General features: G+C 68.2%; 19 protein-coding genes. 11 read left to right on the top strand and 8 right to left on the bottom strand.

The genetic code is table 11. The annotated features are described in order from the left end of the window. The first annotated feature begins 4 nt into the window (after positions 1 to 4). From msrB to NUG20_RS03470, 6 genes are all read left to right on the top strand, one after another. Positions 5 to 469, top strand: coding sequence for a peptide-methionine (R)-S-oxide reductase MsrB (gene msrB / locus NUG20_RS03495; RefSeq protein ID WP_263397070.1), 465 nt, complete (start codon positions 5 to 7; stop codon positions 467 to 469). A 43-nt stretch (positions 470 to 512) separates the two neighbouring features. Beyond that, on the top strand, positions 513 to 923 hold the full coding sequence (locus NUG20_RS03490) for an MliC family protein (RefSeq protein WP_263397069.1): 411 nt from the start codon (positions 513 to 515) through the stop codon (positions 921 to 923). 160 nt (positions 924 to 1,083) lie between these two features. Next, positions 1,084 to 1,938 (top strand): flagellar motor stator protein MotA, encoded by an 855-nt coding sequence (gene motA / locus NUG20_RS03485; RefSeq protein WP_263397068.1) that lies wholly within the window; start codon positions 1,084 to 1,086, stop codon positions 1,936 to 1,938. 10 nt (positions 1,939 to 1,948) lie between these two features. Next, complete coding sequence (gene motB, locus NUG20_RS03480) at positions 1,949 to 3,178, top strand: flagellar motor protein MotB (protein WP_263397067.1); 1,230 nt, start codon at positions 1,949 to 1,951, stop codon at positions 3,176 to 3,178. Positions 3,179 to 3,510: 332 nt separating this feature from the next. Beyond that, positions 3,511 to 4,107: an IS110 family transposase gene (locus NUG20_RS03475; protein WP_263397066.1), complete on the top strand. Its 597-nt coding sequence runs from the start codon at positions 3,511 to 3,513 to the stop codon at positions 4,105 to 4,107. Between the two features lie 35 nt (positions 4,108 to 4,142). Next, the gene (locus NUG20_RS03470; protein WP_263397065.1) at positions 4,143 to 4,481 is read left to right on the top strand and encodes a transposase; all 339 of its coding nucleotides are present in this window, start codon (positions 4,143 to 4,145) and stop codon (positions 4,479 to 4,481) included. A 103-nt stretch (positions 4,482 to 4,584) separates the two neighbouring features. Here the strand turns inward: NUG20_RS03470 and NUG20_RS03465 are convergent, their stop codons facing one another. Continuing rightward, entirely contained in the window at positions 4,585 to 5,262 is a 678-nt protein-coding gene (locus NUG20_RS03465) for a hypothetical protein (protein ID WP_263397064.1), read from the bottom strand. 522 nt (positions 5,263 to 5,784) lie between these two features. Between NUG20_RS03465 and NUG20_RS03460 the strand changes: the two genes are divergently transcribed. Both NUG20_RS03460 and NUG20_RS03455 read left to right on the top strand, forming a co-directional pair. Beyond that, positions 5,785 to 6,321, top strand: a complete 537-nt coding sequence (locus NUG20_RS03460) for a hypothetical protein (RefSeq protein WP_263397063.1) — start codon at positions 5,785 to 5,787, stop codon at positions 6,319 to 6,321. A 9-nt stretch (positions 6,322 to 6,330) separates the two neighbouring features. Continuing rightward, the gene (locus tag NUG20_RS03455) at positions 6,331 to 6,615 is read left to right on the top strand and encodes a DUF4031 domain-containing protein (RefSeq protein WP_263397062.1); all 285 of its coding nucleotides are present in this window, start codon (positions 6,331 to 6,333) and stop codon (positions 6,613 to 6,615) included. A gap of 918 nt (positions 6,616 to 7,533) precedes the next feature. On the opposite strand, the gene NUG20_RS03450 is transcribed toward NUG20_RS03455, so the two are convergent. Next, on the bottom strand, positions 7,534 to 8,079 hold the full coding sequence (locus NUG20_RS03450; protein ID WP_263397061.1) for a DUF6630 family protein: 546 nt from the start codon (positions 8,077 to 8,079) through the stop codon (positions 7,534 to 7,536). A gap of 145 nt (positions 8,080 to 8,224) precedes the next feature. On the opposite strand from NUG20_RS03450, the gene NUG20_RS03445 reads away from it, so the two are divergent. Then, positions 8,225 to 8,467 carry a DUF3297 family protein gene (locus NUG20_RS03445; RefSeq protein WP_263397060.1) on the top strand — a complete coding sequence of 81 codons (243 nt, stop codon included), beginning with the start codon at positions 8,225 to 8,227 and terminating at the stop codon, positions 8,465 to 8,467. Positions 8,468 to 8,822: 355 nt separating this feature from the next. Here the strand turns inward: NUG20_RS03445 and NUG20_RS03440 are convergent, their stop codons facing one another. The 3 genes from NUG20_RS03440 to NUG20_RS03430 form a co-directional block, all read right to left on the bottom strand. After that, the gene (locus NUG20_RS03440) at positions 8,823 to 9,584 is read right to left on the bottom strand and encodes an ABC transporter permease (RefSeq protein WP_263397059.1); all 762 of its coding nucleotides are present in this window, start codon (positions 9,582 to 9,584) and stop codon (positions 8,823 to 8,825) included. Then, complete coding sequence (locus NUG20_RS03435) at positions 9,581 to 10,528, bottom strand: ABC transporter ATP-binding protein (protein WP_263397058.1); 948 nt, start codon at positions 10,526 to 10,528, stop codon at positions 9,581 to 9,583. The genes NUG20_RS03440 and NUG20_RS03435 overlap by 4 nt, the downstream gene beginning before the upstream one ends. A 273-nt stretch (positions 10,529 to 10,801) precedes the next feature. After that, on the bottom strand, positions 10,802 to 12,439 hold the full coding sequence (locus tag NUG20_RS03430) for a Na+/H+ antiporter (protein ID WP_263397057.1): 1,638 nt from the start codon (positions 12,437 to 12,439) through the stop codon (positions 10,802 to 10,804). Positions 12,440 to 12,707: 268 nt separating this feature from the next. On the opposite strand from NUG20_RS03430, the gene NUG20_RS03425 reads away from it, so the two are divergent. Then, complete coding sequence (locus tag NUG20_RS03425) at positions 12,708 to 13,019, top strand: hypothetical protein (RefSeq protein ID WP_263397056.1); 312 nt, start codon at positions 12,708 to 12,710, stop codon at positions 13,017 to 13,019. Continuing rightward, positions 13,016 to 13,606 (top strand): fasciclin domain-containing protein, encoded by a 591-nt coding sequence (locus NUG20_RS03420; protein ID WP_263397055.1) that lies wholly within the window; start codon positions 13,016 to 13,018, stop codon positions 13,604 to 13,606. Before NUG20_RS03425 ends, NUG20_RS03420 begins: the two co-directional genes overlap by 4 nt. 128 nt (positions 13,607 to 13,734) lie before the next feature. Here the strand turns inward: NUG20_RS03420 and NUG20_RS03415 are convergent, their stop codons facing one another. Genes NUG20_RS03415 through NUG20_RS03405 form a run of 3 tightly spaced genes read right to left on the bottom strand, consistent with a single transcriptional unit; the run spans position 13,735 to position 17,000 of the window. Continuing rightward, complete coding sequence (locus NUG20_RS03415; RefSeq protein ID WP_263397054.1) at positions 13,735 to 15,177, bottom strand: UdgX family uracil-DNA binding protein; 1,443 nt, start codon at positions 15,175 to 15,177, stop codon at positions 13,735 to 13,737. Beyond that, complete coding sequence (locus NUG20_RS03410) at positions 15,164 to 15,763, bottom strand: hypothetical protein (protein ID WP_263397053.1); 600 nt, start codon at positions 15,761 to 15,763, stop codon at positions 15,164 to 15,166. Before NUG20_RS03410 ends, NUG20_RS03415 begins: the two co-directional genes overlap by 14 nt. Beyond that, complete coding sequence (locus NUG20_RS03405) at positions 15,756 to 17,000, bottom strand: putative DNA modification/repair radical SAM protein (RefSeq protein ID WP_263397052.1); 1,245 nt, start codon at positions 16,998 to 17,000, stop codon at positions 15,756 to 15,758. The genes NUG20_RS03410 and NUG20_RS03405 overlap by 8 nt, the downstream gene beginning before the upstream one ends. Positions 17,001 to 17,059 lie beyond the last annotated feature (59 nt).

The following is a 17,059-nucleotide window of genomic DNA, read 5'->3' as shown; positions in this document are numbered from 1 at the left end:
CGCCATGAGCCGATTCGACCTCACGCCCCCCACTTCCGCCGAACGCGATCGCCTGGTCGCCGGGCTGAACGACGAGGAACGACGGGTGCTGCTGCAGCACGGCACCGAGGCGCCGTTCTGCGGCGTGTTCCTGGACAACAAGCTGGAAGGCGTCTACACCTGCCGGCTGTGCGGGCTGCCGCTGTTCCGCTCCAGCGCCAAGTTCGACTCGGGCACCGGCTGGCCGAGCTTCTTCGCGCCCTACCACCCGGCGCACGTGCGCGAGATCCGCGACACCAGCCACGGCATGATCCGCACCGAGATCGTCTGCGCGCGCTGCGACAGCCATCTCGGCCACGTGTTCCCGGACGGTCCGCCGCCCAGCGGCGAGCGGCATTGCCTGAATTCGGTGTCGCTGCAGTTCACCGAGCAGGGCCAGGCGCTGCCCAATCCGCTGCAGCGCGGCGGCGGTGACACCGAACCGGCCTGACCGGCGGCGCCGCGGCGCCGCGAAGATCGAGAGGAGACCCGGCATGCGTCCCATCCTGGTGTTTTCGCTGCTTCTGCCGCTGTCGCTGGCTGCGTGCGGACGCGCCCCCACGCCGGCGACCACCGCCGCGCCGGCAGCGACGCAACCCGCCGGCGCGGCCACCGGTGCGCCGGCCACCGACCCGGAGGTGCAGGCCGATGCGCTGCGCGTGCACTGGCAGTGCGGCGACAGCGCGGTGCAGGCCGACGTCGATGCGGCGCGCGAGCGCGCAGCGCTGCTGGTGAACGGCCGCACCCTGCACATGCACCGGGTCGATGCCGACAGCGGCGCGCGCTACGCCGATGCCCAGGGCAACGCGTTCTGGGAGCAGCCGCAGGACGCCGCCACGCTCACCCTGTCCGGGCAGCGCGAAGTGCTCAAGTGCGTGCGCCAGGGCAGCGGCGTCATCGGCTGAGGCGGGCACCAAACGCCGGCGTACGCAGCCACGGCGGGGACGCCGCAAGCGGGATCTTCACACATGCTTTCACGCGTGGCGCGGCGGCGCCGCCTTCAGAAAGCCGCCGCCGGGCCGAAATGGAGGTATCCCCGTTCTCGGCTCGCAGGCTGCTTCCGCCATGCTCATCATTGTTGGCTTCCTCGTCGTCATCATCAGCGTGGTCGGCGGCTACGTGCTGTCGCACGGCCATCTCGGCGCGCTGTGGCAGCCCTACGAATTGCTGATCATCGGCGGCGCGGCGCTGGGTGCGTTCCTGGTCAGCACCCCCGCCAAGATCGTCAAGGCGACCTTCGTCGACATCGCCGGCGTGTTCAAGGGCCCGAAGTACAAGTCCGACGACTACAAGGCCACCCTGACCCTGATCTACGAGTTGCTGAACAAGGCGCGGCGCGATGGCTTCATGGCCCTGGAAGACCACGTGGAGAAGCCGGCCGAGAGCGCGATCTTCGGCACCTATCCGAAGGTGCTGGCCGACCACCACCTGCTCGACTTCATCACCGACTGCCTGCGCCTGATGATCGGCAGCAACATCGAGCCGCACGAACTGGAGCCGCTGCTGGAGCTGGAGTTGGAAAAGCACCACCACGAGGCGATGGCGCCGGCGCATGCGCTGAGCAAGGTCTCCGACGGCCTGCCCGGCTTCGGCATCGTCGCCGCGGTGCTGGGCATCGTCATCACCATGGGTTCCATCGGCGGCCCGATCGAGGAGATCGGCCACCACGTCGGCGCCGCGCTGGTCGGCACCTTCCTCGGCATCCTGCTGGCCTACGGTTTCGTCGCGCCGCTGGCGGCGGCGATGGAAGCGCGCGCCGAACAGGACAGCCGCATCTTCGAGTCGGTGAAGACCGCACTGCTGGCCTGCCTGCGCGGCTACAACCCGAAGATCGCGCTGGAGTTCGCGCGCAAGACCCTGCCGAGCAACGTGCGGCCGAGCTTCTCGGACTTCGAGACGCACCTGAAGACGATCAAGTAGCGCCGCCGCCATGCCCGAAACCAAAGCCACCGTCGTCATCCGGCGGGTCAAGAAAGTCCAGGGCGGCGGCCATCATGGCGGCGCCTGGAAAGTCGCCTTCGCCGACTTCGTGACCGCGATGATGGCGTTCTTCCTGGTGCTGTGGCTGGTCGCCGCCACCACCAAGGAACAGCGCATGGCGATCTCCGAATACTTCCGCAATCCCAGTCCGCTGGAGGGCAAGAGTCCGGCGCCGAGTCCCGGCATGGCCGGTCCCGGCGGCGCCAGCACCTCGATGATCAAGCTCGGCGGCTCGGCGGACATGCAGCGCGGCGACAACAAGGATCCGTTCGGCAGCAAGAGCCTGAAAGGCGATACGGAAAGCAAGACGGCGCAACGCGAGAAGGAAAAGCAGCGCCTGGAAACGCTGATGCAGGACCTGAAGGAAGCGATCGACAAGAGCCAGGCGCTGGAGCCGTTCAAGGACCAGTTGCTGCTGGACCTGACCCCGGACGGCCTGCGCATCCAGATCGTGGACAAGGAGAACCGGCCGATGTTCGACATCGGCAGCGCGGCGCTCAAGCCCTACACCCGCGACATCCTGCATGAGCTGTCAGGCTTCATCAACGAAGTGCCCAACCACATCAGCATCACCGGCCACACCGACGTCACCCAGTACAGCAGCAAGAGCGGCTACAGCAACTGGGAACTGAGCGCGGACCGCGCCAACGCGGCGCGGCGCGAATTGGTGTCCGGTGGCATGGGCGAGGACAAGGTCTCGCGCGTGGTCGGCCTGTCCTCGTCGGTCCTGTTCGACAAGCAGACCCCGGACAACCCGATCAACCGCCGCATCAGCATCGTGGTGATGACCAAGGACGCCGAGGACGCGGCGCTGGCCGGCAGCGATCATGCGGTGGCGCTGGGCAAGCCGCAGAGCGACGCCGACACCAAGGTGCCGGACCTGGGCGCGGCCGCGGCCGCCGCGGCTTCGCCGGCCACGGCCACGGCTCCGGCTAGCGTTTCGACTCCGACTCCGACTCCGGCCACGGCGGCGAATGCCGCTGCGCCGGCGGCGACTGCGGCCAAGCCGGCGACGGTGGCGATCCTGCCGCCGCGCACCACCTCCCCGGAGGCCGCCGCCGACGCCGCCCGCGAAGCGATCCGCGCGGTCAACCGCGTCACCGGCGGCAAGCCGGGTGGCGGGGCGGCGCCGTCTCCGGCAACGGTCACGGCCACCGCCGAAGGTCCGGCGCAGCGCTGACACTGTCGGCGCCCGACCCCGCCCTGTAGGAGCGGCTTCAGCCGCGACCGGAGCTTTCCAGGTAGCCCGGTCGCGGCTGAAGCCGCTCCTTGTATCTGGACATGGCGCCCCTGAAGGCGTTATGTCTTCCGACTGATCATCGGGGGAGGTGCGGGAAGTCCAGTCGCTCCTGAAGCTTCGAGCTTGTGCTGTAGATCGGCTCCCGCCCTCCATCTGCTGGCCCTGTGGTGTCCGCACGGTATCCAGAGTCCGCCGCTGGCGTGAACTCGCATCCACAAGGCAGGACCGGGCGCAGCGATGATCGTGATCACCCATCCGATGGAGGAGTCCTTATGTCCCCAGTCGTCGGCATTGACGTCGCCAAGCGCAGTTTCGATCTGGCCATCGACCTGGCCAACGGCAAGTACCGCACCAAGGCCAAGCTTCCCAACGATCCGAAGGGCTTCCAGGCCCTGCACGCGTGGCTGCAGACGCACGCGCAGGCGGACAGCTGGATCGTGATGGAAGCCACCGGCACCTACCACGAGGCGCTAGCCGAGTTCGTGCATGGGTTGGGCTACCGCGTGTGCGTACTCAACCCAGCGCAGATGGCGCTGTATGCACGCAGCCAGCTGACCCGGGTCAAGACCGACCGCAGCGATGCCAAGCTGATCGCCAGCTACGGCCAGCGCCATGCGGCGCAGCTGCGGCCCTGGCAGCCCGACCCGCCGGCGCTCAAGCAGCTCAAGGCGCTGGTGCGGCGCCGGGACGACCTGCTGCAATGCTGCAGATGGAGCGCAACCGCCTGGACGTGGCCGCGCCGGTGGTGCGCGACTCGCTCCTGGAGAACATCGGCCAGTTGCAGGCGCGCATCGCGCAGATTGAACGGGCCATCGACGACCAGATCGACCAGGACCCGACCTTGCGCGGGCAGCGCGACCTGCTGGTGAGCATCGATGGGATCGCCGACACCAGCGCGGCGTTGATGCTGGCCGAACTTGGCAATGTGGAGCGCTTCGCCCACGCCTCGGCGGTGACCGCCTTTGCCGGGCTCAACCCCCGGCTGCAGGAGTCCGGCAAGCGCCAGGGCCAGGTCTGCATCTCCCGCACCGGCTCCCCGCGGCTGCGCGCGGGCCTGTACATGCCGGCCCTGGTCGCCATGACCCACAATCCGGTCGTCCGTGCGCTGAAGCAGCGCCTGCGCGAACGCGGCAAAGCCGGCAAGCAAATCGTCTGCGCCGCCATGCGCAAGTTGCTGCATCTTGCCTACGGCGTCCTCAAATCAAACACGCCCTTCGATCCTCAAAAGGCCATTGCCTGTTAGACGGGAAGACGGTATCTACAGGACCCACCGGCTGCGAAAAGGCGCTCCAGCGGCGGCACACTTGGCTGTCTGTCCATTGCACTCCGCATTCGCGCCGCAGCGCTCACTGCGCCAGCGGTTGCGCCACGCCTTGCGCGATCGCCTGCTCGACGATGCGTTCGATGTCGCGCTGCAACGCCGCGTTGGCGACCTGCTGGCGCTGCGCCAGCACCCCCTGCCGCGTGGCGAAACCCGCCTGCTGCTCGGCCAGCGCTGACTGGCGCGCGGCCAATGCCTGCATCTGCCGCGCGTAGTCGGCCTGCGCCGCATCGGTGCGTGGCGCCGACCCGGACGCGCCCTGGCCACCGTTGGCGGCGCGCCGCGCCTGTGCGCTGGCGGCCTTGGCGTCCTCCTCGGCCAGGCCCGCCTGGCGCTGTGCGATGGCGCCCTGCTGCTCGCCGAGCTCACCCTGGCGCTGGCCCAGCCGCCCCTGTTGCTCGCCGAGTTCGCCCTGCTGCCGTCCCAGCGCCGCGACCGGCGCGTAGGCCGCCTTCAGTTTCTGAATCGTGGCCGCATCGCGCACCACGTAGTGCTTGCCGTCCCTGCGGATCCACCACAGCGTCTCGTCGCCACGACGCGCACGCAGCGCCCTACGCAGGTCCTCGCTGCTGCCGTACATGTTGGTGCCGTCGCCGTCGAACAGCACCGACGCGTTGCGGCGATCGTCGGACGTGATGGTGAGGCTCGAAGCGGTCGCGAGGCGCTGCGCGCCGGCGATGTGCCTGGGCGGTGCGGGGACCATGGGTGGCGCCGGTGGTGCAGGCGGTACCGGCGCGGCGGGCGGCGAAGGCACGCTTGGGTCCGGGAATGCCGGGACCGGCGGCGCTGCGGGCGGCACCGGCACGATCGGCAAAGGGGGTTCAGGCGGTTCAGGCGGTTCGGCCGGTTCGACGATGTGCCTGGCCTTCTCCTGGGTGTTCGCACGCACCGACGGAATCGCAGCGACAGCGGCGCTGACCAGGACCAGCAATGCGGCGTGGTGGCGCCAGGATGAGGTGTTCGACTGCATGACGCGTCTCCTTGTGGGCTTGGCGGATGGACGGTGTAGCCGCAGTCGGCTACGCCGGCGGCAGTGCGCGCCGGCGCGAGCGGCGAAGCGGGTCTCGCACCGCCCAACAGCGACACCGGCAGAGCGCTTTACCGCCAGAACTGGATGGCTACAGCTGTAGTCAACGTATCCATGGCTACATCTGTAGTCAAGCCTGCCGAAGGTCATGCCCGGCCGTCCGCTTACAATGGCCGTCAATCCGCGAACGAGACGAACGTGTCCAAGCAATCCAAAGCCAAGCGCGACAAGCGCAAGAAGCAGCAGCCCAAGCGTGCCTTCGCCCGATTGGGCCGCGATCAGCCCATCGCCAACCACGCCGTGCTGCAGGACGACAGCGGCCGGGTGCTGGCCGCGATCGGCCTGCAGGGCAGCGAATGGCTGCTGTCGGTCGGCGGCCAGACTATGGGCAATGCCGACAATCCGGTGCCGATGCTGGCGATGCTCAAGCACCTGGCCAACGTGCAGGAGCAGGAAGGCAACACCATCACCCTGGACTACTCGACCCAGCTGCAGCAGATGATCGACGACCTTGCCGCCGACGAAGGCAAGACCGCGGCCGAGTACCTGGACGCGCTGGTCGCCGAGTTCGCCGAGGGCGATGGCGACGAGAGCGCCGATGAGGACGCCGATGCAGATGCCGGCGACGCGGCCGATGCAGACGCGAGCACCGCCGCAAGCGCGACGACGGCGGCACCCGATGCGGCCGAAGCGGACGCGGATGCAGACGCCGACGGCAAGCACAAGCCGGCCTGATCGGACGCGATGGCGGTCTACATCGACGATGCGGTGCATCCCTGGCGCGGCCAGCGCTGGGGACACCTGCTCGCCGACACGCTGGACGAGCTGCATGCGATGGCGGCGCGGCTGGGCATTCCCCGCCGCGCCTTCCAGAACAAACTCAGCGGCGCGCACTACGACGTGCCCGCGGCCTTGCGCGACGAGGCGATCCGGCTGGGCGCGGTCCCGGTGTCCCGACACACCGATCGCGAACTGATGAAGGCGCTGATCCGCCAGGCGCGTGCGCAGGCGCGCGGCGAGGCCGAGTGACGGGTTCGAGTGCCGGCAAGCGTGCACGGATGCTGCCGTTGGATGGCTTGCCGTGTTTCTAGGGCCTTGTCAGCTTCGATCCTTCACCGAAACCGTTGTGGTTTTTGACTCCGTTCGTCGCGGCTGAAGCCGCTCCTACAGAAACCTTGCGGCAAGCTGCCAGGTGCGCTGTGGGAGGGCTTCAGTCCCGACAGCATTTGCAGCCTGGAAATCCACTTCTTCGCTCGTCGCGACTGAAGTCGCTCCCACAGGGAGTTCGGATGCTCGGCTGGTGGACTGTGGGAGGGGCTTCGGCCCCACACCCGCCGAAGCCGGCGCAGGGTCCGGACTCCGTTCGTCGCGGCTGAAGCCGCTCCTACAGGGGCTTGCGGCAAGCTGCCGGGTGCGCTGTGGGAGGGACTTCAGTCTCGACAGCATTCGCAGCCTGGAAATCCACTTCTTCGCTCGTCGCGACTGAAGTCGCTCCCACAGGGAGCTTCGGATGCTCGGCTGGTTGACTGTCGGAGGGGCATCAGCCCCACACCCGCCAAAGCCGGTGCAGGGGCCGGATTCCGTTCGTCGCGGCTGAAGCCGCTCCTACAGGAAACCTTTCGGCAAGCTGCCGGGTGCACTGTGGGAGGGACTTCAGTCCCGACAGCATTTGCAGCCTGGAAACCCACTTCTTCGCTCGTCGCGACTGAAGTCGCTCCCACAGGGAGCTTCGGATGCTCGGCTGGTGGACTGTGGGAGGGACTTCAGCCCCCACATCCGCCGAAGCCGGTGCAGGGTCCGGACTCCGTTCGTCGCGGCTGAAGCCGCTCCTACAGGGGGCTTGCGGCGGGCTTGCGTGGGCACTGTGAGAGGGCTTCGACAACGACTGGACCGAAGCTGTCGTCGTCGAAGATTCCATTCGTCGCAGCGGCATCTAGAACGGGTCGCTTAGAACGGGTCGCTGCCCGGGCGCAGGTCGATGCCCAGGATCGCCGCCAGGCGCTGCATGTCCTCGTCGTCGCGGCTGAGCGCCATCCAGCCGGCGCGGTAGTCGCCGCCGGTGTCCCAGCACCAGATGCTGTAGCCGTACTCGCGTAGGCGGTCGTAGGCCACTCCCAGCAGCGAGGCGGTGTCGTGGGCGCCGAGGAAATCCTCGTCGTCGATGTCGCCGCCCCAGTCGATGCGCAGGTTCCAGCGCGCAGCCAGTTCGTCGATCGCGCCGATCAGCGCTTCGGCGTCGCGGCCGTCCACGTAGAAGCCGGAGGTCCAGTCGATGGCGTCCTTCAGCGTCCACAGCCAGCCGTCGCCGTCGCTCTCCGCCTCGCCCGCCGCCTCGCGGTAGGCGTTGAACTGGCGCAGCGCGGTCTCGTCGTCGCCTGGGTTGATCAGCAGCAGCAGGTTCCAGATCAGGCCCTGCTGGGTGTCCGGATCGTCGTCGTCCGCGTCGCCGCTGAGGTCGTCGGGTTCGTCGTAGTCGGCGCTGTTGTCGGGCATGGCGGCGGATCGGGAGGACGGGACGCGCAGTGTGACGCGCCGGGCGCGGCGACGGAAGCGCGGGGAAATTCGGCAGCGACGTCGCAGGCGTTTATCCTTCGCCCCCGGAAGACGGCGCCACCCGCCGCCAAGCGAACCCACGACGATGAGCGATACCCCTCCCGATCACCTGGCGATCAGCCCGCAGAGCCCGTTCCACGATGCCGAGGCGCTCGCGCGCGGCGTCGGCATCCGCTTCAACGGCGTGGAGCGCGACAACGTGGAGGAGTATTCGGTCAGCGAAGGCTGGATCCGTGTGCAGGTGGGCAAGGCGCGCGACCGCCGCGGCAATCCGATGACGATGAAGATCAACGGCCAGGTCGAGGCGTACTTTCTCGAGAAGGAGTGATCGCGCAGGCGCGGCGATCGCGCGGCAGCGTGCGCTGGCCGCTGTCCGCTGACGATCGATGCGCTCATGGTGGTCATGGTCTGAGCACCTGTCGTGTGCCGCGGCTCGTGCGGATGCGGGCGGGCGCATCGCGTTCGCCTGCGCGGCAGGCCGGGACGTAGTCACCGACCTATTCTGTCGCGGCTGAAGCCGCTCCTACACAGGGCGGCGGCTGGCTTGCTGGTGCAGTCTCGCGAGGGGCTTCGGCCTCAACAGCGGCGAGATCCGCTCGCGCGTTGCCGCTCCACCGCGCCGGATCGCGGCCGCGGCGGCTCGCGCACAGGCGTCGCCACGCAACGCGCGATCCTGCGCCGGCTCAGGACTTGAGCCGGTAGCCGCTGCGGAAGATCGCCCAGACCACGGTCAGGCACACCGCCAGGAACACCCCGGTCATGCTCGCGCTGACCGCGATGTGCACATCGGCCTTGCCGAAGAACGCCCAGCGGAAGCCGCTGACCAGGTACACCACCGGGTTGAACAGGCTGATCTTCTGCCACAGCGGCGGCAGCATGCTGATCGAGTAGAAGCTGCCGCCGAGGAAGGTCAGCGGGGTCACCACCATCAGCGGGATCACCTGCAGCTTCTCGAAACCGTCGGCCCAGATGCCGATGATGAAGCCGAACAGGCTGAAAGTCAGCGCGGTCAGCACCAGGAAGCCGAACATCCACAGCGGATGCGCGATCTCGTACGGCACGAACGCGCGCGCGGTGAGCAGGATCAGCAGGCCGAGCAGCACCGACTTGCTCGCCGCCGCGCCGACGTAGCCGATCACCACCTCCCACCACGCCACCGGCGCCGACAGCACCTCGTAGATGGTGCCGGCCCAGCGCGGCATGTAGATGCCGAACGAGGCATTGGAGATGCTCTCGTTGAGCAGCGACAGCATCACCAGCCCGGGGATGATGTAGGCGCCGTAGCTGATGCCGTCGATGGCGCCCATGCGCGAGCCGATCGCCGCGCCGAACACCACGAAGTACAGCGAGGTCGACAGCACCGGCGAGGCGATCGACTGAGTGAGCGTGCGGAAGGTGCGCGCCATCTCGAAACGGTAGATCGCGGCGATCGCGTGCACGTTCATGCGCGCGCCTCCGCGCCGGCGGCGGCCGGACGCACCAGGTTGACGAAGATCTCCTCCAGCGAGCTTTCGCTGGAATGCAGGTCCTTGATCTCCACGCCGTGTTCCTCCAATTGCCGCAGCAGGGTGCCGATGCCGGTCTGCTCGGCCTGCACGTCGTAGGTGTAGGTCAGCGTCGCGCCGTCGGCGGACAGCTCCAACGGCTGCGCCGCCAGCGCCGCGGGCAGCGCCGGCAGCGGCGCCTGCAGGGTCAGCGCCAGCTGCTTCTTGCCGAGCTTGCGCATCAGCGTGCGCTTGTCCTCCACCAGCACCAGTTCGCCGCGGTTGATCACGCCGACGCGGTCGGCCATGTCCTCGGCTTCCTCGATGTAGTGGGTGGTCAGGATGATGGTGGTGCCCTGCTCGCGCAGGCGCCGCACCATCTGCCACATGTCGTGGCGCAGCTCCACGTCCACGCCGGCGGTGGGTTCGTCCAGGAACAGGATGCTCGGCTCGTGCGCCAGCGCCTTGGCGATCAGCACGCGCCGCTTCATGCCGCCGGACAGGGTGGAGATCTTGCTGTCGCGCTTGTCCCACAGTGACAGTTCGCGCAGCACCTGCTCCAGGTAGGCGGGGTTCTTCGGCTTGCCGAACAGGCCGCGGCTGAAGCGCACCGTCGCCCACACCGTCTCGAACGCGTCGGTGGCCAGTTCCTGCGGCACCAGCCCGATCTTGGCGCGCGCGGCGCGGTAGTCGCGGACGATGTCGTGGCCGTCGGCCAGCACGGTGCCGGAGCTGGGATTGACTAGGCCGCAAACCACGCTGATCAGCGTGGTCTTGCCGGCGCCGTTGGGCCCGAGCAGGGCGAAGATCTCGCCGCGCTGGATGTCCAGGTCGATGCCCTTCAGCGCCTGGAAGCCGCCTTTGTAGGTCTTGGTGAGCTGCTGGATGGAAATGATCGGCGACACACGAACTCCTTGCGCGGCGGAACGGATCGCCACCGCGACGAACGCCCGACAGGGTAGAGGCCCGCCCCGCTCCGATAAACCCCGATGGACGGAAGCAGTCTCCCGCATGCGGGATAGTGGTGGAGCTCCGGGACTCGGGACTCGGGACCCGGGACTCGAAGAGCCTAGCAGCAACGCCGTCGCGGGCATGATGACAAGCGCAGCGTCCGCCAGCCGGGCTGCCCTCAGCGGCGCGCACCTCCGAGTCCCGAGTCCCCAGTCCCGGCTCCTCACTCAACCCTTGCGCCGCGCCTCCAGCAGATCCAGGTTGCGGATCAGCCGGCGCGCGATCTCGTCGGAGATCTTGCGCTGGCGGGTCAGCCGGAACAGCTCCTGGCGTTCGGCCTGCAGCCCGGCGTGGCGCAGCTGGCGCAGCACGTCGTCCAGCCGCCGCGCCTCTTCCGGGTCGCTTTCCATCGCCTCGCCGTGGTCCAGGTGGCGCTGGTACAGGGCGCTGACCCGGATCGCCGCCTCGTTGTAGAGATCGGCATGCTCGCTGTCCTGCACCAGCCGCTGGCGCAGCTTCTCCACCGCGACTAGCGCCGCACGCGAGGATTCGCGCCGCGCCAGGTCCTCCTCGAGGCGGTCGCTGGGTTCCTCCGGCAGTTCCAGGCCGCGCAGCAACCGCGGCAGCGCCACGCTGGCGACCAGCAGCGAGGTGACGATCACCGCGCTGGCCAGGAAGATCACCAGGTCGCGCGCCGGGAACGCGGCGCCGTTGGGCAGCGCCAGCGGCAGGGTCAGCACGCCGGCCAGGGTGATCGCGCCACGCACGCCGGCCAGTGAGGCCGCCACCACGATCCGCCACGGCGGACTGAGATGCGCCTCGCCGCGACGCCGCGCCTTGAGCAGGTTCCAGCGCAGCGACAGCCACACCCACACGAAGCGCAGCAGCAACAGGCCGACGTAGATCGCCAGCGCATAGCCCAGCAGCCACCACGGATTGAGGTGACCGGCCTCGTCGATGTTGTGCACCGCGCCCTGCACGATCCCGGGCAACTGCTCGCCGAGCAGCACGAACATGATGCCGTTGAGGGTGAACTGGACCATGTCCCACACCGCCGAGCGCTGCACGCGCATGCTGCCGGGCGCGCGGCCGCTCAGTTCCACATAGCTCATGCTGATCCCGGCGGCGACCGCGGCGAGGATGCCGGAGGCATTGATCGCCTCGGCCAGCAGGTAGGCGGCGAACGGCAGCAACAGGTTGACCAGGATCGCCGCGCCGGGTTCCTCGCCGACCTGGCGCCAGATCCAGCGCTGCGCCAGGCTCGCGCCCAGGGTCACGCCGACGCCGGCGGCGACGCCGACCAGCGCCACCCACAGGAAGGTCAGCGAGGCGTCGGCCAGCGAGAACGTGCCGGTGACCGCCGCGGCCACCGCGAACTGGAAGCAGACCAGGCCGGAGGCGTCGTTGAGCAGCGATTCGCCCTCCAGGATGTGCATCAGCCGCTTCGGGATCGGCGCGCGCGAAGCGATCGAGGACACCGCGATCGGATCGGTCGGCGACACCACCGCGGCCAGCGCGAACGCCACCGCCAGCGGCATCGCCGGAATCATCCAGTGGATCAGGAAGCCGGCGCCGACCACGGTGAACACCACCAGGCCCAGCGCCAGTTCCAGGATCGCGCCCTTGTCGCGGAACAGGCCCTGCTTGGGGATGCGCCAGCCGTCCAGGAACAGCAGCGGCGGCAGGAACAGCAGGAAGAACAGCTCCGGTTCCAGCGCGTAGCCCTTCTTGAACACCCCGGCGATGACCGCGCCCAGGCCGATCTGCACCAGCGGCAACGGCAGCGAGAACGGCAGCACGCGCACCAGATAGCCGCTGGCGACTACCGCCAGCAACATCGCCAACACCACTTCGATCGAATGCATGCTCGTCCGGACGGCGGCGCCGCGCCGACGGCACCGCACCATGAATGGGGGAAGCGGCAAGCAAAGCGCACCGCAGGCACGATGTCCAGTGGCGGCGGCGCGCGGCATTTAGGCGGCGGCGCGCCTGTCGCGGCCGGCACGCCCACGCGGGCGCCGTGCCACGGTGGCGGCGGGGACGCCGCGCTGCGGCCAAACCGCGGCACGCGCCAGTATCGATCCTTTCCATGTCCGCGCCCGAACCCGGCGCGGTGCCGCCGTCGGAGAGTCCATGCTTACCATTCGAGAGCTCAATGTCTTCACCGACGACCAGACCGTCAGCGACAACATTTCGCAGGTATGGACGCTGATCGCGAGCACTGCGTTGCGGCATGGCGCGCGCGGCCTCACTGGCTGCGGCAGTTGCGCTGCCTCTGCACAGGCGCGCTTGCTGGAGATTCCTGTAGCGCGCGGGGGCGATACCTCGCCTACGAAGCCCATTCATCATTATCTGGTTCGCGTGATGCAACCGCGCCAGCGCAATCGCCGTAGAAGCGTGTGCACGGTCGACTGGCCGGGCATTCCCTCAAGGAGCAACCCATGAAGATCCATTTGCTGGCCCTCGCCCTAGCTGGCCTCGTCGCGATGCCCGCCATGGCCGCGACCGGCCAAACCGCGATGCATGACCACGCCGCGATGACCGAGGCCAAGCCCAATCCGATGGTCGGCGGCACCCCGATGTACGCGACCAAGGACATCGTCGACAACGCGGTCAACTCCAAGGATCACACGACGCTGGTCGCCGCGGTCAAAGCCGCCTGCCTGGTGGACACGCTGAAGGGTGCAGGCCCGTTCACCGTGTTCGCACCGACCAACGCCGCCTTCGCCGCACTGCCGGCGGGCACCGTGGACACGCTGCTCAAACCCGAAAACAAGGACAAGCTGACTCAGGTACTGACCTATCACGTGGTCGCCGGCAAGCTCGATGCGACGACGTTGCTGGCGCAGATCAAGGCCGGCGGCGGCAGCGCCAAGCTGACCACTGTGCAGGGCGAAACCCTGATCGCCAAGACCCGCGGCGGCAAAGTCACCCTCACCGACAGCAAGGGCAATACCGCCCACGTCACCATCGCCGACGTGATGCAGAGCAACGGCGTGATCCATGTCGTGGACAAGGTTTTGATGCCGTAAGCACCCCTCGGGGAGTGCATTGGCGTCGCGGGGACGGCTACGGCCGTCCCCGTTTTGCGCCGTACCTTCGGCCGGCAGCGGACGGCGCTGCCTGCACACTTCAACGACGGACGAACTCGCACAGGCGGTCAGTCGCCGGCATTGGCTGCGCGCGGTGCCTGCATCTGCTCTGCCAGAACGCGCAAGTCGTGCACGAAGCCTCGATAGGCGGCATCGGCCGTATCGCCGCCACGCTGGCGCAGCACCCATGACGGATGCACGGTGGCCAGGGCGCGGATGCCGTCGGCCAGCGCCTGCCACTGCCCGCGCTGCGCCATCAGCGCAAAGCCGTTGCCCAGCACCGCATGCGCCGCGATCGCGCCCAGGCACAGCACGATGCGCGGCCGCACCCGCGCCAGTTCGCCGGCCAGCCAGAAGCGGCACGCCTCGACCTGCGCGCGTTCGGGATTGCGGTGCAACCGCGCCTTGCCGCGCTGCTCGAAGCGGAAATGCTTGACCGCATTGGTCACGTACAGCCCGCCGCGGGCGATACCCAGCTCGCCCAGCGCACGATCGAACAGGCGCCCGGCCGGCCCGACGAACGGCCGCCCGCTCAGGTCCTCCTCGTCGCCGGGCTGCTCGCCCACCACCATCACCGACGCATCGTGCGGGCCTTCGCCGAACACGGTCTGCGTGGCCGGCTGCCACAGCGGGCAGCGGCGGCACGCGCGCGCGGCATCGCGCAGCGCCTCCAGGCTGTCACCGGCGTCGACATCGGCCTGCGGCGCTGGCGCCGGAATGCGTCGCCGCACCGGCTCCGGCGCACGCTCGGCCATCTCGCGCACGCGCTGCCCGGCCTCGCGGATCAGGCCCGGCAGCAACTGCGTCTCCGGCAGGTTCTTCCAGTACTTCTGCGGCATTTCCTGGCGCATCATGGTCGGATTGAGCCGCGCCGGATTGAAGATGTTGGCGTAGTAGGTGCGCCACAGCGCATCCTGCGCATCGTCGGCCGGTGCATTGTCGCGCTGCGCACCGGCCCCGAACTGCAACACAGCGCCATCCCAGCGCACGCTGCGATACGGGGTCAGGATCGCCCAGCGCATCCCGGCGAAACGCCGCGCGAAGAACGGCGCGATGCGATCGACGATGTAGTGCCCCGGCTCGAACCAGGCGACGAACGCCTCCTCCTCGCCCGGCACCTCGCGGAAGCGCACGAACGCCTTCATCTTGTGGCTATCGCGGCGCACCGCCTGCGCCCACTGCTGCGCCCGATGCACATCGACATCGGTGACCCGCTGCAACAGCGCCCGCTCACCCGACGCGACGCGCCACAACAACCGATACAACAACGCATGCCGCTGCGGATCGCGATGGCACAACACCGCCCCCGCCAACGCCAGGAATTCCGCGGACACCCGCGGCGCCGCCACCACCGCCGGCAACCCGCCCACCTCCGCCCCCGCCAACAACCCACCCTGCGCATCCCCCTCCCAGAGCAGCGACTCTGGCGCCACCTGCGCACACCACGCCGCCCGCGCCGCCACCCGCCACGCCTCCAGACTCCACCCCGGCACCACCTCAGCCCGAAACACAGCGCAACCCCCGCATCACCCCGCCGCCACCAAAACAAAAGACACCAGCACCACCACCTTTGCCAATACAGCAACTACTGCTCTTGCTCTTGCTCTTGCTCTTGCCGTTGCTCTTGCCGTTGCTCTTGCCGTTGCTCTTGCTCTTGCTCTTGCCGTTGCTCTTGCTCTTGCTGTTGCTCTTGCTCTTGCTGTTGCTCTTGCTGTTGCTCTTGCTGTTGCTGTTGCTGTTGCTGTTGCTGTTGCCAGTGATTTTGATCTTGACCTTTCCCGCCTTAAAGCGAGCCGAGCACCGCAGTGACGAGCGGCCGAAGAGGCGCCCCTGTTTGAGCGAAGCGAGTTTGGGCGCCGTGCCGCTCGTCGCGAGGAGCGCAGGGGACCGGTGCGGCTGTATCGCACCGGCTCGTGTCGGGCGGGAGCGGTTTTGGTTACTTTTGCCAAGACAAAAGTAACTCGCGCCGACCGGCGCGAAAGCTCTTGATCTTGATCTTGCTTCGGCTACCGCCGTTGCCTCTGCAGTTGCAGTTGCAGTTGCAGTAATTATCGCAACAGCCCAGCCACTGCAGCGGCACAGCGCAGAGTCAATCAAACAACCCACCCTGCCGCGGCGCCGGCGCCAACTGCGCCCGCAACCGCTGCGGATCGTCCAACCGCCGCCGCGGATGATGATCGAGCACACTGACGAACGGCAGCACCTTCTTCATCGGCATCCGCAACCGCGCCAGATCCCCCACCCGCAACCGCGCATGCCGCCGCGACAACAACAACCGCTCCACATTGCGCGTCCCCAACCCCGGCACCCGCAACAACATCTCCCGCGCCGCCGTATTCAGATCGACCGGAAACCGCTCCGGATGCCGCAGCGCCCAGGCCAGCTTCGGATCCACGTCCAGATCGAGCATGCCGCTGGCCGCCTCCGGCGCGATCTCCTCCACCGAGAAATCGTAGAAACGCAGCAGCCAATCGGCCTGGTACAGACGATGCTCGCGCTGCAACGGCGGCGCCTGCAGCGGCAGCTTCGATGATGCATCCGGAATCGGACTGAATGCGGAGTAGTAGACCCGCCGCAAACGGTAATTGCCGTAGAGATTGTGGCTGGTGCGCAGGATCGCCCGATCGTCGGCGCCATCGGCGCCGACGATCATCTGCGTGCTCTGCCCGGCCGGGGCGAACCGCGGCGGCTTGGCCCGGATCGTCTTCTCGGCCTTGCGCGCCTCCTTGTTTTCCTCGATGCGCCAGCGCAGCTCGCCCATCGCCGCGCGGATGCCGCCGACGTTCTTTTCCGGCGCCAACTGCGCCAGGCCCTGTTCGGTCGGCAACTCGACGTTGATGCTGAGCCGGTCGGCGTAGCGGCCGGCCGCGGCCAACAGCTCCGGCGCCGCATCGGGAATGGTCTTGAGATGGATGTAGCCGGCGAAGCGGTGCTCCTCGCGCAGCTGCCGCGCCACTTCCACCAGCTGCTCCATCGTGTAGTCGCTGTTGCGGATGATGCCGCTGGACAGGAACAGGCCCTCGATGTAGTTGCGCTTGTAGAAATCCAGGGTCAGCTTCACCACCTCGGCCGGGGCGAAGCGCGCGCGGCGCACGTTGCTGGACACGCGGTTGACGCAGTACGCGCAATCGAACACGCAGAAGTTGGTCAACAGGATCTTCAGCAGCGACACGCAGCGGCCGTCGGGCGTGTACGAATGGCAGATGCCCATGCCCTCGGTACTGCCGATGCCGCCGCTACGCAGCGAATGGCGCTTGTCCGCACCGCTGGAGGCGCAGGAGGCGTCGTATTTGGCCGCGTCGGCGAGCACGGCGAGCTTTTCCAGGGTGTTCACCCGCGGACGATGCGCGCTTGCCGTCTCAACCTGTGAGACGGCGATGCGCCATCGCCTTC

The sequence above is a fragment of the Xanthomonas sp. CFBP 8443 genome (assembly GCF_025666195.1).
Taxonomy (GTDB): Bacteria; Pseudomonadota; Gammaproteobacteria; order Xanthomonadales; family Xanthomonadaceae; genus Xanthomonas_A.
Note: the sequence above shows the minus strand (reverse complement) of the source record. Positions and strands in the feature narration are given on the sequence as shown.